Annotated in this window: 21 protein-coding genes; 11 read left to right on the forward strand and 10 right to left on the reverse strand. The window is 57.1% G+C overall.

Features of this window, described 5'->3' with window-relative positions; genetic code table 11:
• Nucleotides 1-451: 451 nt before the first annotated feature.
• The gene (gene hutI / locus L2731_RS18590) at nucleotides 452-1,678 is read right to left on the reverse strand and encodes an imidazolonepropionase (protein WP_249254809.1); all 1,227 of its coding nucleotides are present in this window, start codon (nucleotides 1,676-1,678) and stop codon (nucleotides 452-454) included.
• Between the two features lie 184 nt (nucleotides 1,679-1,862).
• Between hutI and hutC the strand changes: the two genes are divergently transcribed.
• The 4 genes from hutC (at nucleotide 1,863) to L2731_RS18610 (ending at nucleotide 6,554) form a co-directional block, all read left to right on the forward strand.
• Nucleotides 1,863-2,570, forward strand: coding sequence for a histidine utilization transcriptional repressor HutC (hutC, locus tag L2731_RS18595; protein ID WP_220079468.1), 708 nt, complete (start codon nucleotides 1,863-1,865; stop codon nucleotides 2,568-2,570).
• 123 nt (nucleotides 2,571-2,693) lie between these two features.
• The gene (gene hutU / locus L2731_RS18600) at nucleotides 2,694-4,364 is read left to right on the forward strand and encodes a urocanate hydratase (protein ID WP_249254810.1); all 1,671 of its coding nucleotides are present in this window, start codon (nucleotides 2,694-2,696) and stop codon (nucleotides 4,362-4,364) included.
• Nucleotides 4,365-4,393: 29 nt separating this feature from the next.
• Nucleotides 4,394-5,926, forward strand: coding sequence for a histidine ammonia-lyase (hutH, locus tag L2731_RS18605; RefSeq protein WP_249254811.1), 1,533 nt, complete (start codon nucleotides 4,394-4,396; stop codon nucleotides 5,924-5,926).
• A 148-nt stretch (nucleotides 5,927-6,074) separates the two neighbouring features.
• Nucleotides 6,075-6,554 carry a PaaI family thioesterase gene (locus tag L2731_RS18610; RefSeq protein ID WP_249254812.1) on the forward strand — a complete coding sequence of 160 codons (480 nt, stop codon included), beginning with the start codon at nucleotides 6,075-6,077 and terminating at the stop codon, nucleotides 6,552-6,554.
• A 54-nt stretch (nucleotides 6,555-6,608) separates the two neighbouring features.
• On the opposite strand, the gene L2731_RS18615 is transcribed toward L2731_RS18610, so the two are convergent.
• Nucleotides 6,609-7,313 carry a DUF3157 family protein gene (locus L2731_RS18615; protein ID WP_249254813.1) on the reverse strand — a complete coding sequence of 235 codons (705 nt, stop codon included), beginning with the start codon at nucleotides 7,311-7,313 and terminating at the stop codon, nucleotides 6,609-6,611.
• Between the two features lie 93 nt (nucleotides 7,314-7,406).
• Nucleotides 7,407-7,931: a TonB-dependent receptor gene (locus L2731_RS18620; RefSeq protein ID WP_239854087.1), complete on the reverse strand. Its 525-nt coding sequence runs from the start codon at nucleotides 7,929-7,931 to the stop codon at nucleotides 7,407-7,409.
• A 183-nt stretch (nucleotides 7,932-8,114) separates the two neighbouring features.
• Here L2731_RS18620 and L2731_RS18625 point away from each other — a divergent pair, with 183 nt between their 5' ends.
• Nucleotides 8,115-9,365 carry a mechanosensitive ion channel family protein gene (locus L2731_RS18625; RefSeq protein ID WP_144204136.1) on the forward strand — a complete coding sequence of 417 codons (1,251 nt, stop codon included), beginning with the start codon at nucleotides 8,115-8,117 and terminating at the stop codon, nucleotides 9,363-9,365.
• Here L2731_RS18625 and L2731_RS18630 read toward each other — a convergent pair.
• A complete protein-coding gene (locus L2731_RS18630; protein ID WP_144204137.1) occupies nucleotides 9,362-9,985 on the reverse strand; it encodes a LysE family translocator in 624 nt (207 codons plus the stop codon). The two genes, L2731_RS18625 and L2731_RS18630, sit on opposite strands and share 4 nt — an antisense overlap.
• A 75-nt stretch (nucleotides 9,986-10,060) precedes the next feature.
• Nucleotides 10,061-10,612: a lysophospholipid acyltransferase family protein gene (locus L2731_RS18635; RefSeq protein ID WP_249254814.1), complete on the reverse strand. Its 552-nt coding sequence runs from the start codon at nucleotides 10,610-10,612 to the stop codon at nucleotides 10,061-10,063.
• A gap of 105 nt (nucleotides 10,613-10,717) precedes the next feature.
• Here L2731_RS18635 and L2731_RS18640 point away from each other — a divergent pair, with 105 nt between their 5' ends.
• Nucleotides 10,718-11,140 carry a YybH family protein gene (locus L2731_RS18640; RefSeq protein WP_249254815.1) on the forward strand — a complete coding sequence of 141 codons (423 nt, stop codon included), beginning with the start codon at nucleotides 10,718-10,720 and terminating at the stop codon, nucleotides 11,138-11,140.
• Here L2731_RS18640 and L2731_RS18645 read toward each other — a convergent pair.
• Together L2731_RS18645 and L2731_RS18650 are read right to left on the reverse strand one after the other, a co-directional pair.
• The gene (locus L2731_RS18645; RefSeq protein WP_249254816.1) at nucleotides 11,137-11,943 is read right to left on the reverse strand and encodes an NRDE family protein; all 807 of its coding nucleotides are present in this window, start codon (nucleotides 11,941-11,943) and stop codon (nucleotides 11,137-11,139) included. The genes L2731_RS18640 and L2731_RS18645 overlap by 4 nt on opposite strands.
• A gap of 65 nt (nucleotides 11,944-12,008) precedes the next feature.
• Nucleotides 12,009-13,649: a metal transporter gene (locus L2731_RS18650; protein ID WP_249254817.1), complete on the reverse strand. Its 1,641-nt coding sequence runs from the start codon at nucleotides 13,647-13,649 to the stop codon at nucleotides 12,009-12,011.
• A gap of 228 nt (nucleotides 13,650-13,877) precedes the next feature.
• On the opposite strand from L2731_RS18650, the gene L2731_RS18655 reads away from it, so the two are divergent.
• The 3 genes from L2731_RS18655 to L2731_RS18665 all read left to right on the forward strand — a co-directional run bounded on the left by L2731_RS18655 (nucleotide 13,878) and on the right by L2731_RS18665 (nucleotide 20,131).
• Nucleotides 13,878-14,471 (forward strand): YhgN family NAAT transporter, encoded by a 594-nt coding sequence (locus L2731_RS18655; RefSeq protein ID WP_239884149.1) that lies wholly within the window; start codon nucleotides 13,878-13,880, stop codon nucleotides 14,469-14,471.
• Between the two features lie 177 nt (nucleotides 14,472-14,648).
• On the forward strand, nucleotides 14,649-16,880 hold the full coding sequence (locus L2731_RS18660) for an MGH1-like glycoside hydrolase domain-containing protein (protein WP_249254818.1): 2,232 nt from the start codon (nucleotides 14,649-14,651) through the stop codon (nucleotides 16,878-16,880).
• A gap of 389 nt (nucleotides 16,881-17,269) precedes the next feature.
• Nucleotides 17,270-20,131, forward strand: a complete 2,862-nt coding sequence (locus tag L2731_RS18665; RefSeq protein WP_249254819.1) for an immune inhibitor A domain-containing protein — start codon at nucleotides 17,270-17,272, stop codon at nucleotides 20,129-20,131.
• A gap of 31 nt (nucleotides 20,132-20,162) precedes the next feature.
• On the opposite strand, the gene L2731_RS18670 is transcribed toward L2731_RS18665, so the two are convergent.
• Nucleotides 20,163-20,729 carry a chorismate--pyruvate lyase family protein gene (locus L2731_RS18670; protein WP_249254820.1) on the reverse strand — a complete coding sequence of 189 codons (567 nt, stop codon included), beginning with the start codon at nucleotides 20,727-20,729 and terminating at the stop codon, nucleotides 20,163-20,165.
• A 174-nt stretch (nucleotides 20,730-20,903) separates the two neighbouring features.
• Between L2731_RS18670 and L2731_RS18675 the strand changes: the two genes are divergently transcribed.
• Nucleotides 20,904-21,311 carry a flagellar basal body-associated protein FliL gene (locus L2731_RS18675; protein WP_249254821.1) on the forward strand — a complete coding sequence of 136 codons (408 nt, stop codon included), beginning with the start codon at nucleotides 20,904-20,906 and terminating at the stop codon, nucleotides 21,309-21,311.
• A 45-nt stretch (nucleotides 21,312-21,356) separates the two neighbouring features.
• On the forward strand, nucleotides 21,357-22,532 hold the full coding sequence (gene rlmF / locus L2731_RS18680) for a 23S rRNA (adenine(1618)-N(6))-methyltransferase RlmF (protein ID WP_239854065.1): 1,176 nt from the start codon (nucleotides 21,357-21,359) through the stop codon (nucleotides 22,530-22,532).
• A 23-nt stretch (nucleotides 22,533-22,555) separates the two neighbouring features.
• Here rlmF and L2731_RS18685 read toward each other — a convergent pair whose 3' ends face one another.
• Complete coding sequence (locus tag L2731_RS18685) at nucleotides 22,556-23,998, reverse strand: TrkH family potassium uptake protein (protein ID WP_239854064.1); 1,443 nt, start codon at nucleotides 23,996-23,998, stop codon at nucleotides 22,556-22,558.
• 30 nt (nucleotides 23,999-24,028) lie between these two features.
• A complete protein-coding gene (trkA, locus tag L2731_RS18690; RefSeq protein WP_041509791.1) occupies nucleotides 24,029-25,438 on the reverse strand; it encodes a Trk system potassium transporter TrkA in 1,410 nt (469 codons plus the stop codon).
• Between the last annotated feature and the right edge of the window lie 8 nt (nucleotides 25,439-25,446).

The raw sequence follows: 25,446 nt of genomic DNA on the forward strand, positions 1-25,446 counted from the left end.
CCCAGGGACGGGCTTGCTGCGTGCCAAAAGTGTGCTTGCACATGAGCCCACCGCAGGTGATAGGTTGCCATGGCGTCATGGCTTTCAATTACTTATTAAATATCAAAAGCTGAAGCGAAGAATTTACAGCTATATATTTGCTGACTAGGAAGTCATTTGGCATTTATGCCATTACAGTTCATGGAGGGATGGGCTTGAACAACGTCCCTGTTTAAAATCCAGTTCGGCATCCATGCCTCTCGTTCGTGAGCTAGAAGCTGCGCTTCACTCACCGTGCCAAAAGAGTGCTTGCACATGAGGTCGTTCTTTCACATCCATGTGATCACGACATTAGCATGTCCCTATGCTGCACCCACCGCAGGTGATAGATAACCATTAAATCATGGTTATCTCATTCACTGGCTAAATACCAAAACCCTGATGGGCACAAAACCAGAAGATCACTTCATCTTCACTGATGAACCAGGTTCCCGTTTTTCAACACTTCCTTACACACATCCACTCCATAGCTGTAGGCCAGCGCGGCGGGGGTGGTGATATCCCAAAGGCAGAAGTCGGCCTGCATGCCGACCTTGAGTACGCCGACAGAGGCCTCGACGCCCAGCGCCTTGGCGGCGTTGCGTGTCATGCCTGCGAGGGCTTCCTCTGGGGTGAGGCGGAACAGGGTGCAGCCCATGTTGAGCATCAGCAGGCTCGAGCAGAGTGGCGATGAGCCTGGGTTATAGTCGCTGGCCAGCACCATGGGCACCTCATATTGGCGCAGCAGGTCGATTGGCGGCATCTGGGTTTCCCTCAGGAAGTAGAAGGCGCCGGGAAGCAGGGTGGCACAGGTGCCGCTCTCGCTCAGGGCCTTCACGCCCGCCTCATCCAGATATTCGATATGGTCCACCGACTTGGCGCCGAGATTTGCCGCCATGGCCGACCCGCCCAGGTTAGAGAGTTGCTCGGCGTGCAGCTTGATATCCAGTCCGGCCGCTTTGGCGGCGCTCAGTACCCGCTCTGTCTGTTCCAGGCTGAAGGCGATATTTTCACAGAAGACATCCACGGCATCGGCCAGGTTTTCGTCAATTACCGCGGGTAGCATCTCGTCGATCACTAAGTCTACATAGGCGTCGCTGTTATCCTTGTACTCGGGCGGAATGGCGTGGGCGCCGAGGAAGGTGGTCTTCACATCCACATGGTGATGCTTGCCCAGCTCGCGGGCGACCCTGAGCAGCTTAAGTTCGGTTTCGGTATCCAGACCGTAGCCGGATTTTATCTCGACCGTGGTCACCCCTTCCTTGGCGAGGGCGTTGAGGCGTTGGCGTCCCAGTTCGAACAGCTCGGCCTCGCTGGCCTCGCGGCAGGCCTTGACCGTGCTGATGATGCCGCCGCCGGCGCGGGCGATCTCTTCATAGCTGGCACCTTGCAGGCGCAGCTCAAACTCGTTGGCACGATTACCGGCAAACACCAGATGGGTGTGGGCGTCGATAAGGCCTGGGGTGAGCCAGCCGCCCTTGCCCCTGTAAACCGGCGTTGACAACACATCGAACTCGGGTAGCTCGCTTCGGGGACCCATCCAGGCAATCTTACCCGCCTTGACGGCGATGGCGGCATCGGTGATCGCACCGTAAGGCGCTGAAATTTCAGGGTCCATAGTGGCGATGTTGACGTCAATCCAAACCTGATCCCAAGACATTATGTTTCCCTCAAGTGGCGCGCCCTAACGGTGGCGGCAATAAATTTGTGTGAGCTAGCTTGTATTTACTTGTATATACAAGCTAGGATTATAGCGGTAATTTTCAGCATTTGAAAAGTGTAATCGAGTTTGCGGCGATGCCTGGGAAGTATTAATCATCCGGATCGCCCATAGAGGAGCAGAGATGGCGACGCCCAAGTTTGCAGAGATCAAACAGTTTATCTTGACCAAGGTGGAATCTGGCGAGTGGCAGCAGCATAGCCGTGTGCCGTCGGAGAATCAGCTGGCCGAGCTGTTTACCTGTAGCCGCATGACGGCGCGGCGCGCCCTGACCGAGCTGACCGAATCCGGCGTGCTCGAGCGTTCTCAGGGCCTGGGCACCTTCGTGGCCGGGCTCAAGTCGCAATCCTCCATGATGGCGATCCGCAACATCGCCGACGAGATCAAGGACAGGGGACATGGCTATAGCGTGAAGCAGCTGGCACTGACCCAGACCCAGGCCACGGCGCAGATCGCCATCGCCTTGGGGCTCGAGGAGGGCAGTGAGGTGTTCTACTCGGTATTGGTGCACTGCGAGCAGGGGACGCCGCTGCAACTGGAGGAGCGTTTCGTTAATCCTCAGTTGGTGCCCGACTATCTGGCCCAGGATTTTAGCCTGCAGACGCCCCACGAATATCTCTCCTTCGTGGCGCCGCTCACCGAGGCCCGCCACACCATAGAGGCCGTGGTGGCCGACGATGTTCAGCGCGAGCGATTGCAGATAACCCAAAGCGAGCCTTGCCTGCAGATCCTGCGTCGCACCTGGTCCCGTCAGGGCGTGGTGAGTTTCGCTCGCCTGCTGCATCCGGGCAGCCGTTTCCGCCTCGGCGGACACCTGACCTTTAACCGGTAAGGCGATAAACCCATTTGGGAACGGCCTGTTTCCCTTAGCAGCATCTAGGCTGCAACAGGTAATAAGTTACTGAATAAAGATAAAAATAATGTCATTAAGACAGCACAATTGAGGTAAGCAAGAATGGATAAGAGACACGACCCAAGCCGTCGCATCATAGCGCCACATGGCACTACGCTGAGCTGTAAGAGCTGGCTCACCGAGGCGCCGATGCGCATGCTGATGAACAACCTGCACCCAGATGTGGCCGAGCGTCCGGAAGACCTGGTGGTCTACGGCGGTATCGGCCGTGCGGCCCGTGACTGGCAGTGCTATGACAAGATAGTAGAGGTGCTGCAGCGCCTAGAAGAAGACGAGACCCTGCTGGTACAGTCGGGCAAGCCTGTGGGTGTGTTCAAGACCCACAGCAACGCGCCTCGCGTCATCATCGCCAACTCTAACCTGGTGCCACATTGGGCCAACTGGGAACACTTCAACGAGCTGGATAAGAAGGGCCTGGCCATGTATGGCCAGATGACCGCGGGCTCTTGGATCTACATCGGCTCTCAGGGTATCGTCCAGGGCACCTACGAGACCTTTGTGGCCATGGCCACGCAACACTTTGGCGGCGACGCCAGCGGCAAGTGGATCCTCACCGGCGGCCTAGGCGGCATGGGTGGCGCTCAGCCACTGGCCGGCACCATGGCAGGCTACTCTGTACTGGCCTGTGAGGTGGACGAGACTCGCATCGACTTCCGTCTGCGTACCCGTTATGTGGATAAGAAGGCCACTAGCCTGGATGAGGCGCTGGCGATGATCGACGAAGCCAACAAGAGCGGCAAGCCTGTTTCTGTCGGCCTGCTGGCCAACGCCGCCGACGTTTTTGCCGAGCTGGTGGAACGCGGCATCACCCCAGATGTGGTAACCGACCAGACCTCGGCCCACGACCCACTAAACGGCTATCTGCCACAGGGTTGGACCCTAGAATACGCCGCCGAGATGCGCAAAAAAGATGAGGCGGCCGTGGTCAAGGCAGCCAAGCAGTCTATGGCGGTACAGGTAAAAGCCATGCTGGCCCTGCAGGCAGCAGGCGCGGCCACCACAGATTATGGTAACAACATTCGCCAGATGGCGTTCGAAGAGGGCGTGGAAAATGCCTTCGACTTCCCAGGCTTTGTGCCCGCCTATGTGCGTCCACTCTTCTGCGAAGGCATAGGTCCCTTCCGCTGGGCGGCGCTCTCTGGCGATCCGGAAGATATTTACAAGACAGATGCCAAGGTGAAGGAACTGATCCCAGACAACCCACACCTGCACAACTGGCTGGACATGGCGCGCGAGCGCATCGCCTTCCAGGGGCTACCGGCACGTATCTGCTGGGTCGGTCTGAAAGACAGGGCGCGTCTGGCTAAGGCCTTCAACGAGATGGTGAAAAACGGTGAGCTGTCGGCGCCAATCGTGATCGGTCGTGACCACCTGGATTCAGGCTCTGTGGCCAGCCCGAACCGCGAGACCGAATCTATGCTTGACGGCTCGGATGCGGTATCGGACTGGCCGCTGATGAACGCCCTGCTTAACACGGCAAGCGGCGCGACCTGGGTGTCTCTACACCATGGCGGCGGCGTCGGCATGGGCTTCAGCCAGCACTCGGGTGTGGTGATCGTTGCCGATGGTACCGATGAGGCCGAGGCGCGTCTGGGCCGTGTATTGTGGAACGACCCTGCCACCGGCGTGATGCGTCATGCGGATGCCGGCTATGAGATCGCCAAGCAGTGCGCCAAGGAGCAGGGTCTGGACCTGCCGATGCTTGACCTTTAAACAAATAATAAAAACAAGAGGTTGTAATAATGAGTCATTTAGTATTAAAGCCAGGCACCCTGAGCCTGGCACAGCTAAGAGCCATCAGCCGTGGCAAGGTGAGCCTGGAGCTGTGTGAAAGCGCGGTTGCCGACATCAACACCAGTGCCGGTCTGGTACAGAAGGTGCTTGATGAAGGTCGCACCGTCTACGGCATCAACACAGGTTTCGGTCTGCTGGCCAACACTAAGATTGGCGAGCAGGATCTGCAGCTGCTACAGCGCTCCATCGTGCTGTCACACGCCGCCGGTACCGGCCAGTATATGCAAGACGCGACCGTGCGCTTGATGATGGTGTTGAAGATCAACTCCCTGAGCCGTGGTTTCTCTGGCATTCGTCTCGAGGTGATCAACTTCCTGATCGCTCTGGTGAACGCCGAAGTTTACCCATGTGTGCCCGAGAAGGGCTCGGTAGGCGCCTCGGGTGACCTTGCACCGTTGTCACACATGTGTCTGCCGCTGCTGGGCGAAGGCGAGATGAGCTACAAGGGACAGATCATCTCGGCCGCCGAAGGTCTGGAGATTGCCGGCCTTAAGCCAATCGAACTGGCCGCCAAGGAAGGTCTGGCGCTGCTTAACGGCACCCAGGCTTCTACCGCACTGGCGCTGGAAGGCCTGTTTAACGCCGAAGATCTGTTTGCCGCCAGCTCTGTTATCGGCGCCATGAGCGTCGAGGCCGCCATGGGTAGCCGTAGTCCGTTCGACCCACGCATCCATGCGGCGCGTGGTCAGAAAGGACAGATCGACTCGGCCGCCGTGTTCCGCCACTTACTGGGTGAAGAGTCTGAGATCAGCCTAGATCACATCAACTGTGAGAAGGTTCAGGATCCCTACTCGCTGCGCTGCCAGCCACAGGTGCTGGGCGCCTGTCTGACCCAGATCCGTCACGCCGCCGAGGTGCTGGCCACAGAGGCCAACGGCGTAACCGATAACCCATTGGTATTCCAGGACACAGGTGACATCATCTCGGGCGGTAACTTCCACGCCGAGCCTGTCGCCATGGCGGCGGATAATCTGGCGATTGCTTTGGCCGAGCTGGGCTCCATCGCCGAGCGTCGTATCGCGCTGCTGATCGACTCTAACCTCTCTAAGCTGCCACCATTCCTAGTGGAAAACGGCGGGGTGAACTCAGGTTTCATGATCGCTCAGGTGACTGCGGCGGCCCTGGCCTCTGAGAACAAGACCTACGCCCATCCAGCCTCGGTCGACAGCCTGCCGACCTCGGCCAACCAGGAAGATCACGTCTCTATGGCAACCTTCGCGGCCCGTCGTCTGCGCGACATGTCGGAAAACACCCGTGGCGTACTGGCAGTCGAACTGCTGGCGGCGGCGCAGGGCCTGGATTTCCGCGATCCTCTGCAGCCAGCGACGGCCGTGGCCAAGGCTAAGGCCGAGCTGCGTGAGGTGGTGGCCTACTATGATAAGGACAGATTCTTCGGTCCGGATATCGAGGCGGCTACCGACCTGCTGCTGAGCGCCAGCTACAACCAGTATCTACCGGCAGGTGTGCTACCTAGCCTCTAGTGGTAATGCTGTGAGCGAAAGGGCCTTAGGGCCCTTTTTTATTGGCTGGCATATAGGCTCAACAGCGATAGACCTAGTCCATAAGTCTGTGTTGCCATGGGGGCGCTATCTCGTTAGCGTAGAAGGCCAATTTGTCGAGGAGTTTACTATGCAGGGAATCGCTTTTCAGGATGCCTACCCGGACGATCTGAGCCACTGCTACGGCTGTGGTCGCAACAACGAGCAGGGACACCAGCTCAAGAGTTACTGGCGCGGCGAGCAGACCATAGCCCACTTCATGCCCAAGCCCTTTCATACGGCGATCCCCGGCTTCATCTATGGTGGCCTGATCGCATCCTTGATCGACTGTCATGGCACGGGTAGTGCCAGCGCTGCCGCCCAGCGTGCGCTGGAACAGGCGGGCGAGCAGCTGGATGAGCCGCCTAGATTTGTCACCGCCGCCCTCAATATAGACTATCTGGCGCCGACCCCCATGGGCGTCGAGCTGGAGCTAATCGGTGAGATCAAAGAGGTGAAGCCCCGCAAGGTGGTGGTGGAAATTACCCTGTCGGCAGGCGGTAAGCTTTGTGCCCGCAGCCATATGGTGGCGGTCAAGATGCCTGAGACCATGGCCGCCGTGTCCGCATAACAAAACAGGCCACCAGGGCCTGTTTCTACTTTCTACTCGATACTCACGCCGTCGTTAGCGCGAGCTCATGTCGATGATCTTCAGCGTCATCAGCTCCTTGCTCCACTTAGCCTTGTCGATGCCTTCGATCCAGAAGGTCTCGCTGTCGCGGGTCTGTCCCTTACGCAGATAGGTCTCGGGCACGCGGAAGATTGCCTGCCAGACGTTGACCGTCTCTGTCTTGATCAGCTCGCCGGAGTCGGCGAACAGGCCTATCTCCATCTCGATGATCACATAATTTTCTTCGCTGTTGCTGCTGAGCTCGAAGTTGAGTCCCAGACGTCCCTTGTTGTCCCACTGACTCTTGAGGTAGCTCACCTTGGCGCCGCCCTTGGCTGTGGCTCTGAGCAGGTTGGCGTGATCCATGGCCGATGCCGTCATGGCACCGCCCACTACCGGGCCGCTGGCTATCACCACGGGTTGTAACTTGGCAGCCTGAGCGACGGCCTGGCTGGCTTGTTCTGCCTCTGTACTCGTTTGAGTCTGGACTGTCTCTGTCGTCGCCTGGCTTTCTGTGCTTGCCTGGGGCTCGATCGTTGCCGCGTTAGCCTGCGGTGTCAGGAACACATATTCCCAGGTAAAGTCGGCGTTGAGTCTGACGGTGGCGCCATTCTCTAGGGTGATCAGGGCGACGGCATCGTCAGCCTTATCGGCTGCAAAGGCGGGAGCCACCAGGAGGAAGAGTGCCATGATGGCGCAGCTTTGTAGTGCTTTATACATTGAATTTAACCAGTTTTAGCGGTTTGTCTGTGGTCACTAGCATAGTCAAACTCGGTGGAAATTCCTATATGCCGAGATCGCGAATAGGGGATTTTAGTTGCTGTAGCCCAGGCTGAAGAGCGCCGACTGGCTGGCGGAGTCATAGCCTAGGCCCAATACCAGATGACGACCGACCCGGTAGCGTACACCGAGTTCGCCGCCCCAGCGGGTCTCCCGCTCCGTTTCCCAGGTGGGTTTGCCGTCGACGATGCGCGGCGAGATATTATTGGTGTAGGAGTATTCCTGGGTGTAGGCGCTGGCGCCGCCATAGAGACTGAGATGGTCTGTGAGTCCATAGCTGAGGCCGAACCGCCACAGCTTGTCCTGGGCATAAGCCTCGCTGGGTGCCTCGACTTCTATGTCCCGTTTCTGGCTCTGGGCATAGCCGAGATAGTAGCCCCAGTTGGCATAATTCCTGTCATAATGGCTGGGTGCCAGGGTGATACCATAGAGCGCCGACTCGGCCGGAATATAATCCAGGGTGATGGCCGTCTTGGGGCTTGGCCCCTGGGTTTGGTCTGCCGCCAACAGGGGGCTGGCGCCGACGAGCAAGACGGCGCCGAGTAGAGGCTTTAGCATAATTTTCTCCATCATCACGGGACAATGGATTGTTGAGAATCTCTGTATTACAGTCAATTGGATAGGCTAAAATAGCTTTTAAAATAGGTAGTTGTATCGCTTTTGTTGGTGTGCTGAAATGGCCTTGTTGCATGGTCTTTAGCGGTTTTGTCACCTAAGGTGAATTTGCAAGGAGAGAGAATTTTGGATCAAGAATTACGCTCACAGGTGTCGCTCTGGTTGACCCACTTCGGCATAGATAGTCCATCGGACGGGGTATCTACCGGCGTCATGGTCTTTGCTTGTCTGTTGATCGCCTTCATCGGCTATGTGGTGGTGAAACGCGGCGTGGTGAGCACCATGAACATAGTGATCCAGCGCTCTAAGGTGCGTTGGGACGACATCTTCATGCAGCACAGGGTGCTGGAGAAGCTGGCCAAGTTGGTGCCCGCCTTGATCCTCAACATCTTGCTGCCGTTGGCCTTGGTGGAGCATCCGCTGCTCAGCAGCCTGGCGGACAGACTGCTGGATGTGGCGATAGTGATCCTCTTCGTGCGCGCCGTCTACAGCGTGCTGGACGCGGGTAACGAGATCGCCGACGTCAACATGATCAGCCGTCGCCTGCCGATCAAGAGTTTCGTGCAGCTGCTCAAGCTGTTTATGTTCTTCGTCGCCATCATCATCTCGATCTCCGTGCTGGCGGAGCAGTCGCCGGTCTATTTCCTCAGCGGACTGGGTGTCGCCACGGGTCTGGTGATGTTGGTGTTTAAAGATACTATCTTGGGGTTCGTGGCCGGTATTCAGCTGGCGGCCAACCGCATGGTCAGCCCAGGTGACTGGATCCAGATGGATAAGTACGGCGCCGACGGTGCGGTGGAGGAGGTCTCGCTGACCACGGTCAAGGTGCAGAACTGGGATAAGACAATCACTATGATCCCCGCCTACGCCCTTGTGTCCGACGCCTTCAAGAACTGGCGCGGCATGTCAGAGTCGGGCGGCAGGCGTATCAAGCGAGCGGTGAATATCGATATCGACTCCATCGCCTTTCTCAGTGATGAACAGCTTAAACGCCTGGGTAAAATCAACCTGCTCAAGGACTACCTGGCCCGCAAAGAGGCGGAGATCGCCGAGTTCAACGCCAAGATTCAGGATGGTGACATGCCGGTGAATAGCCGTAACCTCACCAATGTCGGCACCTTTAGGGCCTATCTGTTGGAATATATGCGTAAGCACCCTAAGGTGCATCAGGAGATGACACTACTGGTGCGTCAGCTGGCGCCGACCACCGAGGGGTTACCCATAGAGATCTATATCTTCACCAACGATACCCGCTGGGCGTTTTACGAGGATATTCAGGCGGATATCTTCGATCATATCTATGCGATTCTGCCTCAGTTTAACCTGCGAGCCTTCCAGGCACCTACCGGCGCCGATGTGCGTAGCCTTAAGGGTTAGTCTCGGGTGACGAGTATGGCGGCCAGGGTGAGAAACACGCCGCCGCTGGTGCGGTCGAACCAATGCAGACGGTTGCTGGCCCTGAGTTTTGGGGCCAACACGTTTGCCATGCTGGCGTAGATCATCACGAAGCTGAAATCCACCAGGGCCCAGGTGAGCGCCAGTATGGCGAGCTGTGGCCCCTGGGGCGCCGTGATATCGATAAACTGCGGAAACAGGGCGCCGAAGAAGAGCAGATCCTTTGGATTGCTTATCCCCACCAGAAAGGCCTCTTTAAACATCTGTTTAGGTGTGCCCTTACCCTTGATGTGTTGCAGGTCCAGCCCCTGGGCACTGGCCTTGGTCAGTATTAGTTTGATCCCCAGATAGATAAGGTAGGCCGCGCCGCAATACTTAAGCAGGGTAAAGCCATACTCTGTGGCGCTCAGCAGTGCGCCCAGGCCGGCGGCTGAGGCAAACATCAGCAAGAGGGCCGAGCTGACGCTACCCAGGGCGGTGGCCAGGCTGCGCACCTTGCCGAAATGGATCCCATGACTCATGGACAGCACCGCCATGGTGCCGGGGGAGATGGCGATGAGCAGGATCGCCGCCAGGTAGAGTAGCCAGGTATCTAAGTTCATCTAAAAATTGTATACAAAATGCCGGTAGCCGCACTATAACCAGTGCGACCCGATTTGGCAATCTGTTAGGCTGTCTTAGGCGTGGTAGTCGGGGATGGCTTTGGCGTGGCGCCCCTTGATGGTGCGGTAGAAGTCGAGGATCTGCGGCATCTGCTTGTCGATATCGCCGGTGACGCTTATTGCCTCGGGGATCACCACTCGCTTACCGGCAAAATCCAGCGCTACCGTGACTATGGGCACCTGTGCCTTGGTGGCAATATGGTAGAAGCCTGTCTTCCAGCGTTTCACCGGGCTGCGGGTACCTTCCGGTGCCAGGGCCAGCTTGAAATTAGGGTCTTGCTGAAACAGTTGCGCCGCGGCGTCTACCAGGTTGTTGTTCTTGCGGCGATCCACCGGGGTGCCGCCTATGGCGCGGAACAACCAGCCCCAGGGAGGGATAAACAGCTGATGCTTGCCGAGGAAGTGGATCTTCTGCCCCAGGGCTCCCCTGGCCAATACGCCGACGATGAAGTCCCAGTTGCTGGTGTGGGGGCCGACGATGGCGATATATTGAGGCGCCTCGGGGAGGCGACCGTCTATGGTCCAGCCGCTGAGTTTGAGAATTGCTTTACACAAAGATTGAAACATAAATTAGGCTCTACTGAATCGGTCTAACGAGGCATTTTTATAGGGAAGATAATGCCTTACCATTATTATATACTATACCCTAATGCCTCCCATCTGGAGATGATGATGCTTAAAAATGGATGGATTTTACTGATCTTGCTGCTGGGACTCCCGGTGCAGGCGGTGCCGACGGACGATATTGCCAATATTCTGCGCCAGCAGGAAGCCGCCTGGAATCGCGGCGATCTGGATGCCTACATGCAAGGCTACTGGCAGAGCGACAAGATGCGCTTCGTCTCAGGCAATAAATTCCGCTATGGCTGGGCCGAGACACTAGCGGCCTACAAGAAGAACTATCCGGATAAGGCTACCCTTGGCCAGCTCAAGTTCACCATAGAAGAGACCAAGATGCTCAGCAACTATGCCGCCATCGTCGTTGGTCGCTGGCAGCTGACTCGGGTCAAAGACAAGCCTAACGGCGTGTTTACCCTCTTGGTGGAGAAGATAGATGACAAGTGGGTGATCACTCATGATCACTCTTCGAATTAGGCAAATTCCGGCGATTCATTATCCGTGGCGGCCTCATTCTCGGGGCCGGCTGCAAACTTAAATACCTGTTTGCCTAGGTTTCTTCCCTTACCGTCATACCTGACCTCGACAAACTCACACCTGCCCTGTCTGTCTCGCAGCAGTATGGAGGTCGAGCGGGTGCCATATTCCGGATGCTTGATATAGATGGAGGAGAGTAGCCGCTCCCACTCTAAGGCGACGCCGGTCTGCGGCAGATCCGCATCGGGTGCCTGTCGCTCGTCGGTCATTATGGTTAGCAGAGCCTGAATATCTATCTCCTCACTTTGGGTGATCTCCCGTTCCAGGGCCTGGGTCCCCTTGGCCATCTTGGGCCAGATATCGTCGAGGGCGCCGTTGCTGATGGCATGAAAGCCAGGTGACAGCGGCTTCACCGTCTTGCTGACGCTGTGGTAGCAGTAGAGTTCTAACTCCTTGCCGAACAGCAGGTTGAAGGGGTTGTAGTGTTGGCTGTGCTCCCTGAGCCATCCCGTGGACATGCTCTGGGATTTTGTCAGCGCCCTGATCACCAGATCGCCCCGGCTATGGCGGTTGGCCTCGTGCAGCTCTGGGGCACGAATATTGGTGAGCGCGGCGATTTCGCCTTGCCGATTCACCCCGAGCCAGCTGCCTCCGGCCTCGAGATCTTTGCCTGCCAGCAGCCGATTGTCAGGGGGCCAGAAATGGGCCGGTTCCGTGGGTCTGTGATGAAACTCGTCCCGATTGGCACAGAGGATCAGTGGATACTGGGGATGTACGTCCAGGGCGACGAAGAGAATACACATGGATGGCTCCAGAGGGGGCGTTTGTCTTAACTTAGCCCCCCGCGGCGAGAAAAGCTATCCCTTAGTTAATGCTGACCGTGCTCGTGCTCGTGTTCGTGGTGATGTGTGTGCTTGTGCGTATGCCCGTGTTGATGCTCATGGCTGTGATTATGCTCATGGCTGTGATTATGCTCATGGCTGTGATTATGCTCATGGCTGTGAGCATGGGCCTTAGGTTTCCAAAGCATGATGCGAGCCATAAACTTACGCGGACCCAGCCGTAGCAGGCTGGCGGCAAACAGTATGGCGACCAGGGCCAGACTCAGCTGGTTGACCGTCTCAGGCAGGCTGAGTAGTAGGCTCCACTCAGGGATTAACCAGTGAGTGCCCAGCAGGCAGAGGCCGATCACGCCGGTGAGTGCTAGGCGTTGTGTCCAGTCCATCAGCTTGAGCTGCGACAGGTTAAACACGGGGGCCGCCAGCAGCACCAACATCACAGCCTCCATGGTCCAGCCACTGTAGGCCAACGCCAGGGCCAGCACCGCGCCGCCTAGGTTACAGAAACGCATCGGCAGAAGCAGCAGGAGCAATACGCCCACCTGCACCAGAGGTGAGGTGAGGGGCACAGACGGATGGCCGATCAGATTCGCCAGTATCAGGCTGAGGATGATCCAGGGGGCGCTGCGGTCCACCAGGTGGGCGAAGCCGAAGCGCCAGGCCGAACCCGGTAGCCCCTGATGGGGATCTGTCGGTTCGACTCGGGTCATGGTGAGTAAGATCCCCACGAGTGTCAGGCCGATCAACTGGATCAGTGCCAGGCTAGGCCCCAGCAGCAAGAGGGTGATCACCAGGGCTTCTGGTCCCGCCAGGCGTTGCAGCCAGCGCTGGCTCAGGCGCTCATGGTGAGGCGATAGGCCAAACAGATAGCGCATCGCCGCCAGGCTATAGCTCAGCAGTAACACGGGAGCCAGGGTCAGCATCCAGTCGAGCAATTGTTCGCTGCTGTGGCTATGCTCGTGATGGTCATGGCCGCCGGAGTCGAACGCCAGCAGCACAAACAGCAGGGCGATACCCAGCAGGCTGCCGATGCCGGCCTGATACTCATACTTGCCTTGTTTGTCGTCAACGATGTGGCCATGGGGCTGATGCAGCACCACGTGCAGAATCGAGCCGGTGACGAAGGCCTGCAGATAGACAGTGTTGTCCAAGCTCAGCTGTGCCAGCAGCTGTTCGCCGGCAAAATAGCCCACACCGGTCAGCAACATCATGCCGCCCAGTACTATGGAGGCCCAGCGACTGCCAACCTGAGGCTTGAGCAGCCACCAGATCGCCAGCCCTACGGGCAGACGATGCAAGATAACCCCCAGGGCCAGCAGGCTGGAGTTGCCGTCCTGTTGGGCCAGCACCATGGCGCCGCCATCCGTGAGGGTATGCAGCAGCAGGCCACCAATGCCCAGGGTGAGGGTCAGGTTGTGGGTGACCTCAGAGTAGCGGTGAAACAGGCGCTCGCTCAGGGTGGGTCCCCAGAGGCCAACGACTACAAATAGCAGGGAGAGAAAGCCACCGTGTTCCAATAGCTCGGGCAGAATATGGATCAGTACCAGGCCGCCCAGGGAGACGAAGATGAAGCCATCCAAGCCTTTATGCAGACCTGTCCCCGTCGTAAAGAAACGATAGAAGAGTGGGCCTAGCAGGAGTGCAATACAACTGGCGACAAGATAGTACATATACGTGTTAACAAGGGAGCCTAGAAAGCCAGCTAGTATACCAGTCTTATGTCTGCCAATCGAACAAATAACCCGAGTGGCAAAAGAATTTACATGGTGTGTTTTGGACGGCGTGCCCGGTGATGGCTGAAAATCCTTGGCCTAGTGTCGATTTTGTTATCTTAGCTACTGATTAATATTGTCATTAAGTTATACAATATAGATTCAACTTTTGACGAATATTGAGTTATGGATATCTTTTCTGCCGCGGTAATGTTGTTTTTGATCATGGATCCCCTGGGGAACTTACCCATTTTCGCCTCGATTCTTCGTCATATCGAACCTAAGAAGCGGCGCAAGGTGTTGGTACGTGAACTGCTTTTCGCGTTGATCATCATGATGCTCTTCCTGTTCGCCGGTGAGGCGATTCTCAGCTTCCTAAACCTGAGATCCGAGTCGGTCAGCATAGCCGGCGGCATCATACTCTTCCTGATCGCCATTAGGATGATCTTCCCACAGCCCGGCGGCGTGGTGGGGTTGGCGGCGGGTGAAGAACCCTTCATCGTGCCCATGGCGATTCCCCTGATGGCGGGTCCGTCCGTGTTGGCGGCGCTTATCCTGCTGGCCCATACCGACAGCTCGCGGATGATGGACTGGACCATAGCCCTGTTTGCTGCCTGGGCGGCCAGCGCCGTGATTCTGCTCTTCTATAAGCTGTTTACCAAACTCCTGGGCGAGAAGGGGCTGACCGCGGTGGAACGCTTGATGGGCATGGTACTGGTGATGATCTCAGTGCAGATGTTCCTCGACGGCGTGGCCAAGTATATCGCCCACGCGGCATAAATCGACTCGAGGATTAGGCGGCGCCGAAATCGTCGCCGCTCACCTCAGTCCTGTGCTCCTCTCAGCCCTGTGCTTAGTCGTGGCCCTAGGGTCTGAGGCGCGATGGTTCTGCTTGCATCTGTGAGTCGACTCTGGGAATATTTGGATATTGTATTCAATTCATCCTTGAGTGATCTCATGACGCGTATGCTTGCACTATTTTTTCGCCGCTCCCTTCTGTTTTCCCTGTCATTGCTCTTTGTGTCACCGCTTGTCACCGTACCTTGTGTCTCTATGGTGCAGGCCAGCGAATCTAGCGAAGCATTTAATTATCGCGATCTGCTCAATTATCGGGGAACGCCCAGCACCATGGAGCAGCGTGACCAGCAGGGTAACCTGACAATTCCCGCCGTCTACATGGATCTGGGGGCCTGGCATGGCTTTCATCTGCCCGATACGCCGACTCACTATGGCAGTTTTACAGGCCCGTTGTTTATCGCCCAGGAGTACAGCCTGCACCTGAGCGATAGCCTGCAGCGGCTGCAGCTGATCTCGGGGGAGACGGGTCAGGGTGTGGAGCTGGCCAAGGCTGAAAGAGTGGAGATCTACAGCGAGCCCTGGGAACTGGTGCAGCGCTTTCGCTTCAAGGATCTTGAGCTCACCACCACCCTGGAATATAGCGACAATCGCACCGCCATCGTCTCGACCAAGTTACTTAACCTGACTGACAAGCCAAGTTCCTGGCGCCTGAGCTGGTCGGGCAGCCCCTTCGTCACTCATCCCAAACTGAAGCAGTATCGCTTGGTCGATAAACGGCTGCTGAGCGAAGACGCTGTCACCTGGCTGTTTACCCCCATAGATCAGACCTGGCAGATGCAGCTCGATGATGCCAGCTATCGGCTGCAGTTTGAGCAGGCGATAACCATATCGACCCAGGGATCTCAAGGCTATCGCGCCGACAGTGGGCTGTTGACCCTGGCGGCGGGAGAGACTGTGACTCTGCGCGCCGCCCAGCGTTATTTTCATACTCAGGCTGAGGCCAAACGCGCCGACGAGCTGGACTGGGCTCGGGTGACCGAGCAGCTCGCGGTCAATCAGGCTCGTTGGCACAATCGTCTCGATAATTTGATTCGCGGCGGCGGCCTTAAAACCAGGCGCCTGGCCGCCAAGGCCATGGTGACCCTGCTGCACAACTGGCGTAGCCCGGCGGGCGCCCTGTTGCATGACGCCGTTACCCCATCTGTGACCTATAAGTGGTTCAACGGTGTCTGGGCCTGGGACAGCTGGAAACAGGCGGTGGCGCTGGCGCAGTTCGATGTGGCGCTGGCCGAGTCGAACGTGCTGGCGATGTTTGACTATCAGTTTGACGCCAAGGACCCGCTGCGCCCCGAGGATGCGGGTAACCTGCCCGACGCCATCTTCTATAACCCCGATGCCAGCCGCGGCGGCAAGGGGGGCAACTGGAATGAGCGTAACGGCAAGCCACCATTGGCGGCCTGGGCCGTATGGCAGATCTACCAGCAGAGCCAGGATAAGGCGTTGATTACCAGGCTCTACCCTAAGCTGGTCGCCTACCATGAATGGTGGTATCGCAACCGGGACTATAACCGAAATGGGCTGGCGGAATATGGCGCCAATCGACATCCTCGCCATGGTGAGCCGGGTAAGCCGGACAGGGAGGCGGTGATTGAGGCGGCAGCCTGGGAGTCGGGCATGGATAATGCGCCGCGCTTCGACATGAATGACCAGCTCCAGGTGCTGGAAAATTATGATGCAAAGGGGCGACTGCTGGGTTACTCCATCTCTCAGGAGTCGGTGGATCTCAACAGCTATCTGTATGCGGAGAAGGGCTATCTGGCGCAGATGGCCGAGGTGCTGGGGCTGGAGAGCGAGGCGGCCGTCTGGCGGGAGCAGGCCGCGCGACTGGGGGAGCGGATCCGCAGCGAGTTCTTCGATGCGCAGAGCGGCTTCTTCTACGACAGACGCTTAGTGGGTGAGCGCTCACGTTTGATGATCGCCGAGGGTAAGGGGGTCGAGGGCTGGTTGCCACTGTGGGCCGGCGCCGCCAGTCAGGCTCAGGCGGAGCGGATGATCGCCACTCAGCTTAACGCTTCGAACTTCGGGACCAAGCTGCCCTTTCCCACTGTGAGCGCCGACAATTCGGCCTTTGCTCCGCGGCGCTACTGGCGCGGTCCCGTCTGGCTGGATCAGGCGCTGTTTGGCCTGCAGGGAGTCTCCCGTTATGGCCACGACGAGCTGGCGCGGCATCTCGCCACTCGGCTGGTGAATGAAGCCCAAGGTGTACTGGGTGATGGGCCCATACGGGAAAACTATGATCCTCTGACCGGAGACGGGCTGCACTGCACCAACTTTAGCTGGTCCGCCTCTGTGCTGCTGCTCATCTATCGCAGCTGGCTCAGTACTGATTGAGGCAGAGATAAGAGATAAGAGAGAAGAGTGGCGTGGCGATTCGCCGCGCTTCTCGCTTTTTAGCCGCTGACCTATACCTCTTTAGTGAAAAATAGCACTTTTACTCTACTCTACAGGGAAAAATACTGTTAATGTCTTGTAGTGGACCTTGGGTGTTGTTGTTACGTTTGCCGCTAAGTGGGCGTTAACACCCGTCTGGCCGAGTCACCGGCCGCTTAACTCAGCGTGTTTTTTGTGTCGATTTATATTGGCAATGTAAATGCCTATAGCGATGAGTTAGCCCCCTTCCCAAGTCCCCACTAAAATTATCTAAGTTAGGCAGCCTTAGGGTCACCCAGCGGGGAAGGCGTTCCGTTTGGGGATAAATACAGGCACAAGGAATTTTTAGCATGAAGAGACAGTATTATGCCGGTGCGTTGTCCGCATTGAGCTTCTCCCTCCTGCTGATTGGCGCGCCGGCAAATGCCGCCCCGATCACCATGAAGGAAGTGACTGGCGTGGCCGACGCCGGGGTGATTAACGAGCAGCAGATCCTTTATTGGCTGGTGAAGCGTGGTGAGTTGGCCAGTGATGCCAGCGAGGCGGAGAAGCGCGCCGCGATTAAGGCCTACACCCAGAGAGCCAAGGGCTATCAGGAAAAAGGTGGCCAGGTTCAGGCCAAGCTGGAATCTCAGCAGAGTATGCGTCAGAAGGCCCAGCAGAAGGCGCGGGTGATGTCCTTCGTGACGCCCCAGGCCGACGCAGATGTGACTAAGACGGTGAAGGTACTGGGTGTACTGATCGACTTTCCCGATCTGCCCCATGACAACAACCGCCTGACAGCCGCCGATACGCCCATGTATTACTCGAGCTACCCTGTCGCCCACTATCAGGATCTCATGTTCTCGACGACCGGCTTTGCCGGCCCACAGGGGCAGAACCTGTTGACCGGATATCAATACTATCAGGCGGAGTCCGGCGGAAGCTTCTATTTCACCGGTAAGGTCTATGGCTGGTATACCGCCAACCAAAACGCGGCCTATTACGGGCAGAATGACCCCAACAACGACGATGACGACAAGGCGGTTCCCGAGTTGGTGAAAGAGGCGGTGACCCAGGCACTGGCCAGCATGACGCCCAGCGAAATCGCCTCGTTCGACGTGGAAGACCCTTATGATCTCGACGGCGATGGCAATCTCAATGAGGCCGACGGCGACATAGACCATGTGATGCTGTTTCACTCCAGCATAGGCGAAGAGGCCGGTGGTGGCGTCTTGGGTGATGATGCCATCTGGTCGCACCGCTACTTTGTTTATGAGGGTAACTCGCCTGGCTATGAGATCCCCGGCACAGGCAAGAAGGTGTTTGGCTACACGGTTCAGCCCATAGATGCGGCCGCCGGTGTGGTTGTTCATGAGTTTGGCCACGATCTCGGCCTGCCCGATGAGTACGACACCAGCAACAGCGGCGACGGTTCGCCCGTGGGCTCCTGGTCTATCATGTCTGGCGGTAGCTGGACCGGGGATATCCCTGGCAGCCAGCCAACAGGCTTTAGTCCCTATGCCCGCTCTTACCTGCAAAACAAGTATAAGGGCAAGTGGATCAACGAGACTCAGGTGGATCTGGCCGCTATCCCAACGGGTGGCCAGGAGGTACAGCTGGCCGAGGCCGTCAATGCCAACCTGGTGAACCAGATCTCCATTCCTCTGCCTTCGGACAATATTCCCTTCAAGCAGCCCTATGCCGGCAGCTATCAGTACTATTCGGGTCAGGGTAATCTGCTGAGCACTGCGGCCTCCTTTAGCCTGGATTTCCCGGCGAGCAGCAGTCTAACCCTGAAGATGAAGGCACACTGGAGCATAGAGACAGATTATGATTATGTGCAGGTGAAGGTGGGCGATGTGGCCTTAGCCGGTAATCACACCAAGGCCAGCAACATCATCAATAACGCTAAGAACATCATCACGGGTAAGTCTTCTGATGTGGCGGGTGCCGAAGGCGCCGATTCCTGGGTGGAGCTAAGCTTCGACCTCAGTGCCTATGCTGGCAGCAGCGATCGTCAGATCAGCATCGTCTACTTCACCGATGAGGCGGTGGGCGACTATGGTTTCGTATTCGATGAGCTTAAGGTGCTCGACGGTGAGTCGGTTATCTACAGCGACGGCGCCGAGGAGCCAAATACCATGGCGCTCAACGGTGGCTTTGCCAGAATCGATAACACCCGTCCGGGCAAGCCGCGTCGCTACCTGGTGCAGCTGCGCAGCTACAACGGCGTCGATGCCGGATTGAAGAGTCATGCCTACGAGCCGGGTGTCTTGCTCTGGTTGGAGAACTTCAACGAGTCCGACAACAACTCCAGCAAGCACCCAGGCAGTGGCCTGATCGGCGTAGTCGATGCCGATCAGGACTTGATCGGCACCAATGGCACGGCGACTCAGATCCGCGATGCCACCTTTAGCCTGTATAACCAATCCACCTATTTTGGTGACAATCATCTGGCGGGCAACAGCCTGTTTGATGACAGCCAGGACTATAGTGCGCCACTCAAGCCGCAGGCGGGCATCATACTGCCTGAGCTGGGCCTGACTATGGAGGTCGTGACTCAGAGCCAGGATTCCAGCAGCGCCAAGGTACGCTTCGAGTATTCGGGCACTGTGACGCCTCCGCCAGCGCCAGAGGCATTGAGTGCTTCGATAGCTAAGACACAAGAGGGTGCGAGCGTTAGCTTCAGTGCCAATGTGAGCGGTGGTGATGGTAACTATCAGTATGCCTGGGCCTTCGGTGTCAGCGGTGCAGGGAGTACCTTAGCGGCGCCTACTTATGTGTATCAGGCATCGGGCACCTATCAGGTAACCCTGACGGTGACAGATGGCGCGGGTGAGTCGGTGACGGCCAATACTCAGGTGGCTGTGGTGATCAAGCCTGTGGCCGACTTTAGCTATAAGGCCAGCGACTTGACCGTGACCTTCAGCAACCTGTCGAGTCAGGGGGGAGGTACCCTGAGTTATGCCTGGAACTTCGGTGATGGGCAGACGAGCACGGCCGCCTCGCCGACACATACCTATGGCGCGGCGGGTAGCTATACAGTGACTTTGACGGTAACCGATGAGGCCAATAATCAGGCGAGTAAGTGCCTGACGCTGACGGTGACTGCTCCCGTGGTGCAGCCGCCAGTTGTTCAGCCGGAGACCAAGCAGGATTCGGGTGGTGGTAGTCTGGGTTGGATCAGCCTGTCATTGCTGATGCTGCTGGGACTGCGCCGCAGAAGCTAAACAAAAAAACGCCTCTTTAAGAGGCGTTTTTTTATGCCAGCTTGTCGATAAGCTCGCGAGCCTGAGGCAGGAAGATCTCGCTGACGATCAGCTGCTGATCCCCATGGCTGAAGTAGCGTCTGCGGCCCCACAAGGGATGGTGACTCTCCTGTTCCAGCGAATCGATCAGTTTGGCGAGGGAGTCGCAGGCGGTAAACTCGCCGACCTCTATCTTGCCCGGAGTAAAGTCGCCACTGGTAAACAGCAGCTCGCCAAGTGGGCGGGTGCCAAGGGAGAGGAAGTTATCCTGGGCGCTGTCCATCATGGCGCCAGGCACTAAGGTACGGGCGAAAACCCAGGGAATGCCGTCGAGACAGAGGAGCACTTCTCTAATCCAGGCTTGCCCTTGGTGGGGCAATTCGCCCGGGAAGGGAGGCAGCATGGCTTCGCCTAACACCTTGACCTCAAATTGGGTGCAGTGAGACTTGAGTTTTTGGGTTAAACTACCGGAAGCTAATAGCCACTCCCTAAAAGGGCTGGGTGGCAGCTGGGGAATTTGATCCGGTGAATGCCATTGAATGGATTCACCATAGGGGAAGCTTAACCTGGTCACACTCATTAAATTCTCGGTACAATACTCAAAAACGTCAGCAGTTTATCATGACGAGGCTTTGATGTCGGTAATTAAAGCCTTGAGTACTAAAGCATCTAAGTATTGGTGCCGTTAATAAGGTATCGCCTGGCTGAAAAACGAGTGTTGACCATTAAATCATGAACGGAGTATTCGTCTAATATGAAAAACTTTGCGCTGCTGTGCCTCATGCTAGTGACCAGTGTACTGAGCCTGGGGGCATTTGCCGAAGAGGAAGAGGTGGTCGACACCTACGCCTATTACGGTTTCGAGCCCGATATTGTGACTAATTATATCTCCAATCGTAAGAAGCTGGGGTTTGTGAAGATCAGTGTCGAACTCATGGTCAAGGTGCCGGAAGATCTGATTGTGCTTGAACATCACGACCCGCTGCTGCGCGCCGCCATCATAGAGATCCTTGGAGCGCAGACGGAAGATAAGGTGAAATCTCTGACCGGTAAGGAGGAGATCCGCCGCGAGTGCTATGACACCCTGAATCGACTGCTGGAGCTGGAGATTGGCAAGCCGCTGATCGTCAACCTGCTGTTTACTAAATACCTGTACGATTAATGCTTTATGGGCTGCATGCTATTGCGTGCAGCCGGGATCCCCTTCATGACCCAGTCTCCCAAGCCCCCGCGCCCCGGTGCAAGAAAGTCTGCCTCTCAAGCGTCACCATCTAGGCCTGCTAAGGCATCAAAGGCAGCTAAGCCGTCTAACTCAGTTAAGGCATCAAAGCCAAAGCAAAAAACAAAGCCCACATCAGGTAAGACGCCTCGTCAGCCCAAGGGGCTACATGAGCGAAACCTACACGCCGAGGGTTATGACTTTAACGCGCTGATGAAAGCCACGCCGGCGCTTAAGCCCTATGTGCGCCCTAACCCCTATGGCAACCTGTCGATTGACTTTGCCGACCCCAAGGCGGTGAAACAGCTCAACCTGGCGCTGCTCAGGTTGCATTATGGGCTGAGCTATTGGGATATACCCGAGGGGTTTCTCTGCCCGCCGATTCCGGGCCGTGTGGACTATCTGCACTATCTAGCGGATCTGCTGGCCGAGTCCGTCCCTGCGCGTAAAGGCGCTAAGCCTAACGAGGCTAAGATGGCTAACGTGGCTAATGCGACGAAAGTGCCCAAGGGAGAGCGGGTGGTCGCCCTGGACATAGGCACAGGTGCCAATGGCATCTATCCCCTGCTGGGGCATCAGGTCTATGGCTGGCGTTTCGTGGCCAGTGATATCGACCCAGTGTCTCTTGCGAACGTTGGTGAAATCATCGCAAATAATCCGCAACTGGCGGGCAAGTTGAGCCTGCGCCGGCAGTCAGACCCAAAACAGATTTTTACCGGTATCATCACGGCCGAGGACAGGTTCGATCTGACCCTATGTAATCCCCCCTTTCATGCCTCTTTGGCGGAGGCGAGCAGAGGCAGCGAGCGCAAGCTGAAGAACCTGGCAGCCAACAAGCGAGCCAAGGGACATGAGGTCGCGAAGGGGCAGGAGAAGCTCAACTTCGGCGGTCAGAAGGCGGAGCTCTGGTGCGAAGGTGGCGAACTCGCTTTTCTTAGCCAGATGATCCGCGAGAGCCGGGAGTTCGGCTCGCAGTGCCTCTGGTTTACTTCCTTGGTGTCGAAGAAGGAAAACCTCAAACCCTGCTATCGTCTGCTGGAGCAGGTAGGCGCCAAGCGGGTAGAAACGTTGGAGATGGCCCAGGGCAACAAGCTGACCCGGGTGCTGGCCTGGACCTTCCTAACGCCTGAGCAGCATCGCCTCTGGAGTCAGTATCGCGTTTAGTCGAGCTCTAGGCGCTAGTTTGTTTAGTACTTCCAGAAGTTAGGGTGGAATAGCACCGCTACCGTCAAGATCTCCAGACGTCCCAGCAGCATGCCGATGGCCAGCGACCACTTGGCGATGTCCGGCAGGCTGGAGAAGTTCCCCGCCGGGCCGATGACTGGCCCAAGCCCAGGGCCCACATTGGTCACCGCGGTGACGGCACCGGTAAAGCTGGTAGTGGGATCGAGTCCGGTCGACACCAAGATCACCGACAAGAGCACTATCACCAGCATAAACAGCAGGATGAAGGTGACTAGGGAGCGCACGATATCTTCGGTAATTGGCCTACCGTTGTAGCGCTCCTTGAAGATGCCGTTAGGGTGGAACTGCTGTTTTAGCTGCTCGCGCATGATGGCGATGGCGATCTGGAAGCGGAATATCTTGATTCCCCCCGAAGTCGAACCCGAACAGCTGCCGGCAAACATCAAGAAGAGGAAGGCCACGTTGGCTACCGCGCCCCAGGAGGTATAGTCGGTGAGGCCATAGCCAGTGGTTGTGACCACTGAGACCACGTTAAAGCTGGCCAGGCGAAGGGCGTCTGCCGCTGTCATGTCGTGTCCATGGTAGAGCCAGAAGGCCAGGCTGCAGGAGACGAATGCCAGGAAGACGAGATAACCCTTCACCTGAGCATCGTCCCAGATCCGCAGCGACTTCTGCGACAGGCTATGAACGAACATCAACAGGGGTAAGCCGCCGGCCGCCATGAAGAGGGTACCGACCCAGTGGGCGGGCTTGGAGAAGGCTGCCATTGAGCTGTCAGAGGTGGAGTAACCGCCGGTCGAGAGTGTGGTCATGGCATGGTTGATCGCCTGAAACCAGGTCATGCCTGCCAGGTGGTAGGCCAGACCACAGGCTATCGTCAGCAGAATATAGACATAGAAGAGGTGCTTGGCCATGTCTTGGGTGCGGGGCACGGCCTTGTCGCTCCAGTCGGAGGACTCGGTGCGAAATAGCCGCATGCCACCCACGTTGAGGAAGGGCAGAATGGCTACCGCCATCACGATAAAGCCGATTCCCCCCAGCCACTGCAACAGGGAGCGCCAGATCAGGATGCTGTGATCCATGGTATCTAGGCCGGACAACACGGTAGAGCCCGTGGTGGTGATCCCCGACATGGTCTCGAAGAAGGCGTCCGTGTAGTTGATGCCGTGATACAGGGTAAAGGGCATGGCGGCAAACAGGCTGACGATAAACCAGGTTAAACTGGTGAGCAGAAACATGTCGCGGATATTGAGGCGGATGTTCTCGCTCTGTCCCTGATGCATGCAGGCGCTGGCACAGGTGCCGGTGACCAGCGAGGCGATCATGAAGGCGCCCACCGTCTCCTCGCCATAGAGTAGGGCGAAGAGCAGCGGAATAAACATAAAGGCAGTCAGGGTCGACAGGAACACGCCTAATATGAAGAGTAGCGGCCGAAAATTTAGCATCGCGAATTTAGTCTTTGCTTCTCGAGTGGCTTAGAAGAAGAATGCACTAGGCTGGAACAGCTTTTCAACTTCACCGATAAATTTCTTGTTCACCAGGAATAGGATCACATGGTCGCCCTGTTCGATGACCGTCTTATCGTGGGCCATCAGCACCTCGTCGTCGCGGACGATGGCGCCAATAGTGGTGCCGGGTGGCAGCTTGATCTCGCTGATCTGCTTGCCCACCACCTTAGAAGTGCTTGGGTCGCCATGGGCGATGGCTTCGATCGCCTCGGCGGCGCCGCGTCTTAATGAGTAGACGTTACAGATATCCCCCTGACGGATATGGGTCAGTAGCGCCGATATGGTCGCCTGTTGCGGCGAGATGGCGATATCGATATTGGCTTCTTGGACGATATCCACATAGGCTTCGCGTTGGATCAACACCATCACCTTCTTGGCACCCATACGCTTGGCTAGCAGGGCGGCCATGATGTTGGCCTCATCGTCGTTGGTCACCGCGATAAACACGTCGGTCTGGTCGATATGCTCTTCGAGCAGCAGCTCCTGATCTGAGGCGTCACCGCAAAACACAGTGGTATTTTCCAGCTTCTCCGACAGCGCCTCGGCGCGATCCTGCCTGTGTTCGATCAGCTTGACCGCATGATTGCGCTGCAGCTGCTTGGCCAGCCCCAGGCCTATGTTACCGCCCCCGGCGATCATGATATTGCGGTAGGTGTTATCTAGCTTCTGCATCTCACTCATCACGGCGCGCACGTGGCGACTATCGGCAACGAAGAACACCTCGTCGTCGGCCTCTATGATGGTGGTGCCTCTGGGCATGATGGGACGGCCCTGTCTGAAGATGGCCGCCACACGTGTGTCGATATTGGGCATATGTTCGCGCAGTGCGGCCAGGGCGTTACCCACTAGCGGGCCGCCATAATAGGCGCGCACCGCCACCAGGCTGAGGCGTCCCTCGGCAAATTCCAGTACCTGCAGGGCGCCAGGGTATTCCACCAGGCGACGAATATAGGCGGTCACCAGCTGCTCGGGGGCGATCAACTCATCTATGATGAAGCCGCCGCGAGGACGGTTTTCGCTCTGCTTGGTCTCGCTGTCGATAAACAGCTTGTCACGCAGGGCCAGATACTGCTCCGAGCGGATTCGGGCGATCTTGGTGGGGGTGCCATAGAGGGAGAAGGCAATTTGGCAGGCGGCCATGTTGCACTCGTCGCTGTTGGTAACAGCAATTAACATATCGGCGTCTTCGGCGCCGGCATCCTTGAGGACACCAGGGTGAGCACCGTGGCCCAGCACTACACGCAAGTCATACTTGTCTTGCAGCGAGCGTAGCCTGTCGCGGTCATTATCGACTATGGTGATGTCATTGTTTTCACCCACCAGGTTTTCCGCCAATGTGCCGCCGACCTGACCCGCGCCTAATATGATAATTTTCATAGCCTAAA

The organism is Shewanella aquimarina (assembly GCF_023349185.1).
GTDB lineage: Bacteria > Pseudomonadota > Gammaproteobacteria > Enterobacterales > Shewanellaceae > Shewanella > Shewanella aquimarina.

Bases quoted from the DNA above. Each gene is read 5' to 3' on its own strand.
- hutI (WP_249254809.1), bottom strand. From the start codon at position 1,678: ATGTCTTGGGATCAGGTTTGGATTGACGTCAACATCGCCACTATGGAC.
- hutC (WP_220079468.1), top strand. From the start codon at position 1,863: ATGGCGACGCCCAAGTTTGCAGAGATCAAACAGTTTATCTTGACCAAG.
- hutU (WP_249254810.1), top strand. From the start codon at position 2,694: ATGGATAAGAGACACGACCCAAGCCGTCGCATCATAGCGCCACATGGC.
- hutH (WP_249254811.1), top strand. From the start codon at position 4,394: ATGAGTCATTTAGTATTAAAGCCAGGCACCCTGAGCCTGGCACAGCTA.
- L2731_RS18610 (WP_249254812.1), top strand. From the start codon at position 6,075: ATGCAGGGAATCGCTTTTCAGGATGCCTACCCGGACGATCTGAGCCAC.
- L2731_RS18615 (WP_249254813.1), bottom strand. From the start codon at position 7,313: ATGTATAAAGCACTACAAAGCTGCGCCATCATGGCACTCTTCCTCCTG.
- L2731_RS18620 (WP_239854087.1), bottom strand. From the start codon at position 7,931: ATGCTAAAGCCTCTACTCGGCGCCGTCTTGCTCGTCGGCGCCAGCCCC.
- L2731_RS18630 (WP_144204137.1), bottom strand. From the start codon at position 9,985: ATGAACTTAGATACCTGGCTACTCTACCTGGCGGCGATCCTGCTCATC.
- L2731_RS18635 (WP_249254814.1), bottom strand. From the start codon at position 10,612: ATGTTTCAATCTTTGTGTAAAGCAATTCTCAAACTCAGCGGCTGGACC.
- L2731_RS18640 (WP_249254815.1), top strand. From the start codon at position 10,718: ATGCTTAAAAATGGATGGATTTTACTGATCTTGCTGCTGGGACTCCCG.
- L2731_RS18645 (WP_249254816.1), bottom strand. From the start codon at position 11,943: ATGTGTATTCTCTTCGTCGCCCTGGACGTACATCCCCAGTATCCACTG.
- L2731_RS18650 (WP_249254817.1), bottom strand. From the start codon at position 13,649: ATGTACTATCTTGTCGCCAGTTGTATTGCACTCCTGCTAGGCCCACTC.
- L2731_RS18655 (WP_239884149.1), top strand. From the start codon at position 13,878: ATGGATATCTTTTCTGCCGCGGTAATGTTGTTTTTGATCATGGATCCC.
- L2731_RS18660 (WP_249254818.1), top strand. From the start codon at position 14,649: ATGACGCGTATGCTTGCACTATTTTTTCGCCGCTCCCTTCTGTTTTCC.
- L2731_RS18665 (WP_249254819.1), top strand. From the start codon at position 17,270: ATGAAGAGACAGTATTATGCCGGTGCGTTGTCCGCATTGAGCTTCTCC.
- L2731_RS18670 (WP_249254820.1), bottom strand. From the start codon at position 20,729: ATGAGTGTGACCAGGTTAAGCTTCCCCTATGGTGAATCCATTCAATGG.
- L2731_RS18675 (WP_249254821.1), top strand. From the start codon at position 20,904: ATGAAAAACTTTGCGCTGCTGTGCCTCATGCTAGTGACCAGTGTACTG.
- rlmF (WP_239854065.1), top strand. From the start codon at position 21,357: ATGACCCAGTCTCCCAAGCCCCCGCGCCCCGGTGCAAGAAAGTCTGCC.
- L2731_RS18685 (WP_239854064.1), bottom strand. From the start codon at position 23,998: ATGCTAAATTTTCGGCCGCTACTCTTCATATTAGGCGTGTTCCTGTCG.
- trkA (WP_041509791.1), bottom strand. From the start codon at position 25,438: ATGAAAATTATCATATTAGGCGCGGGTCAGGTCGGCGGCACATTGGCG.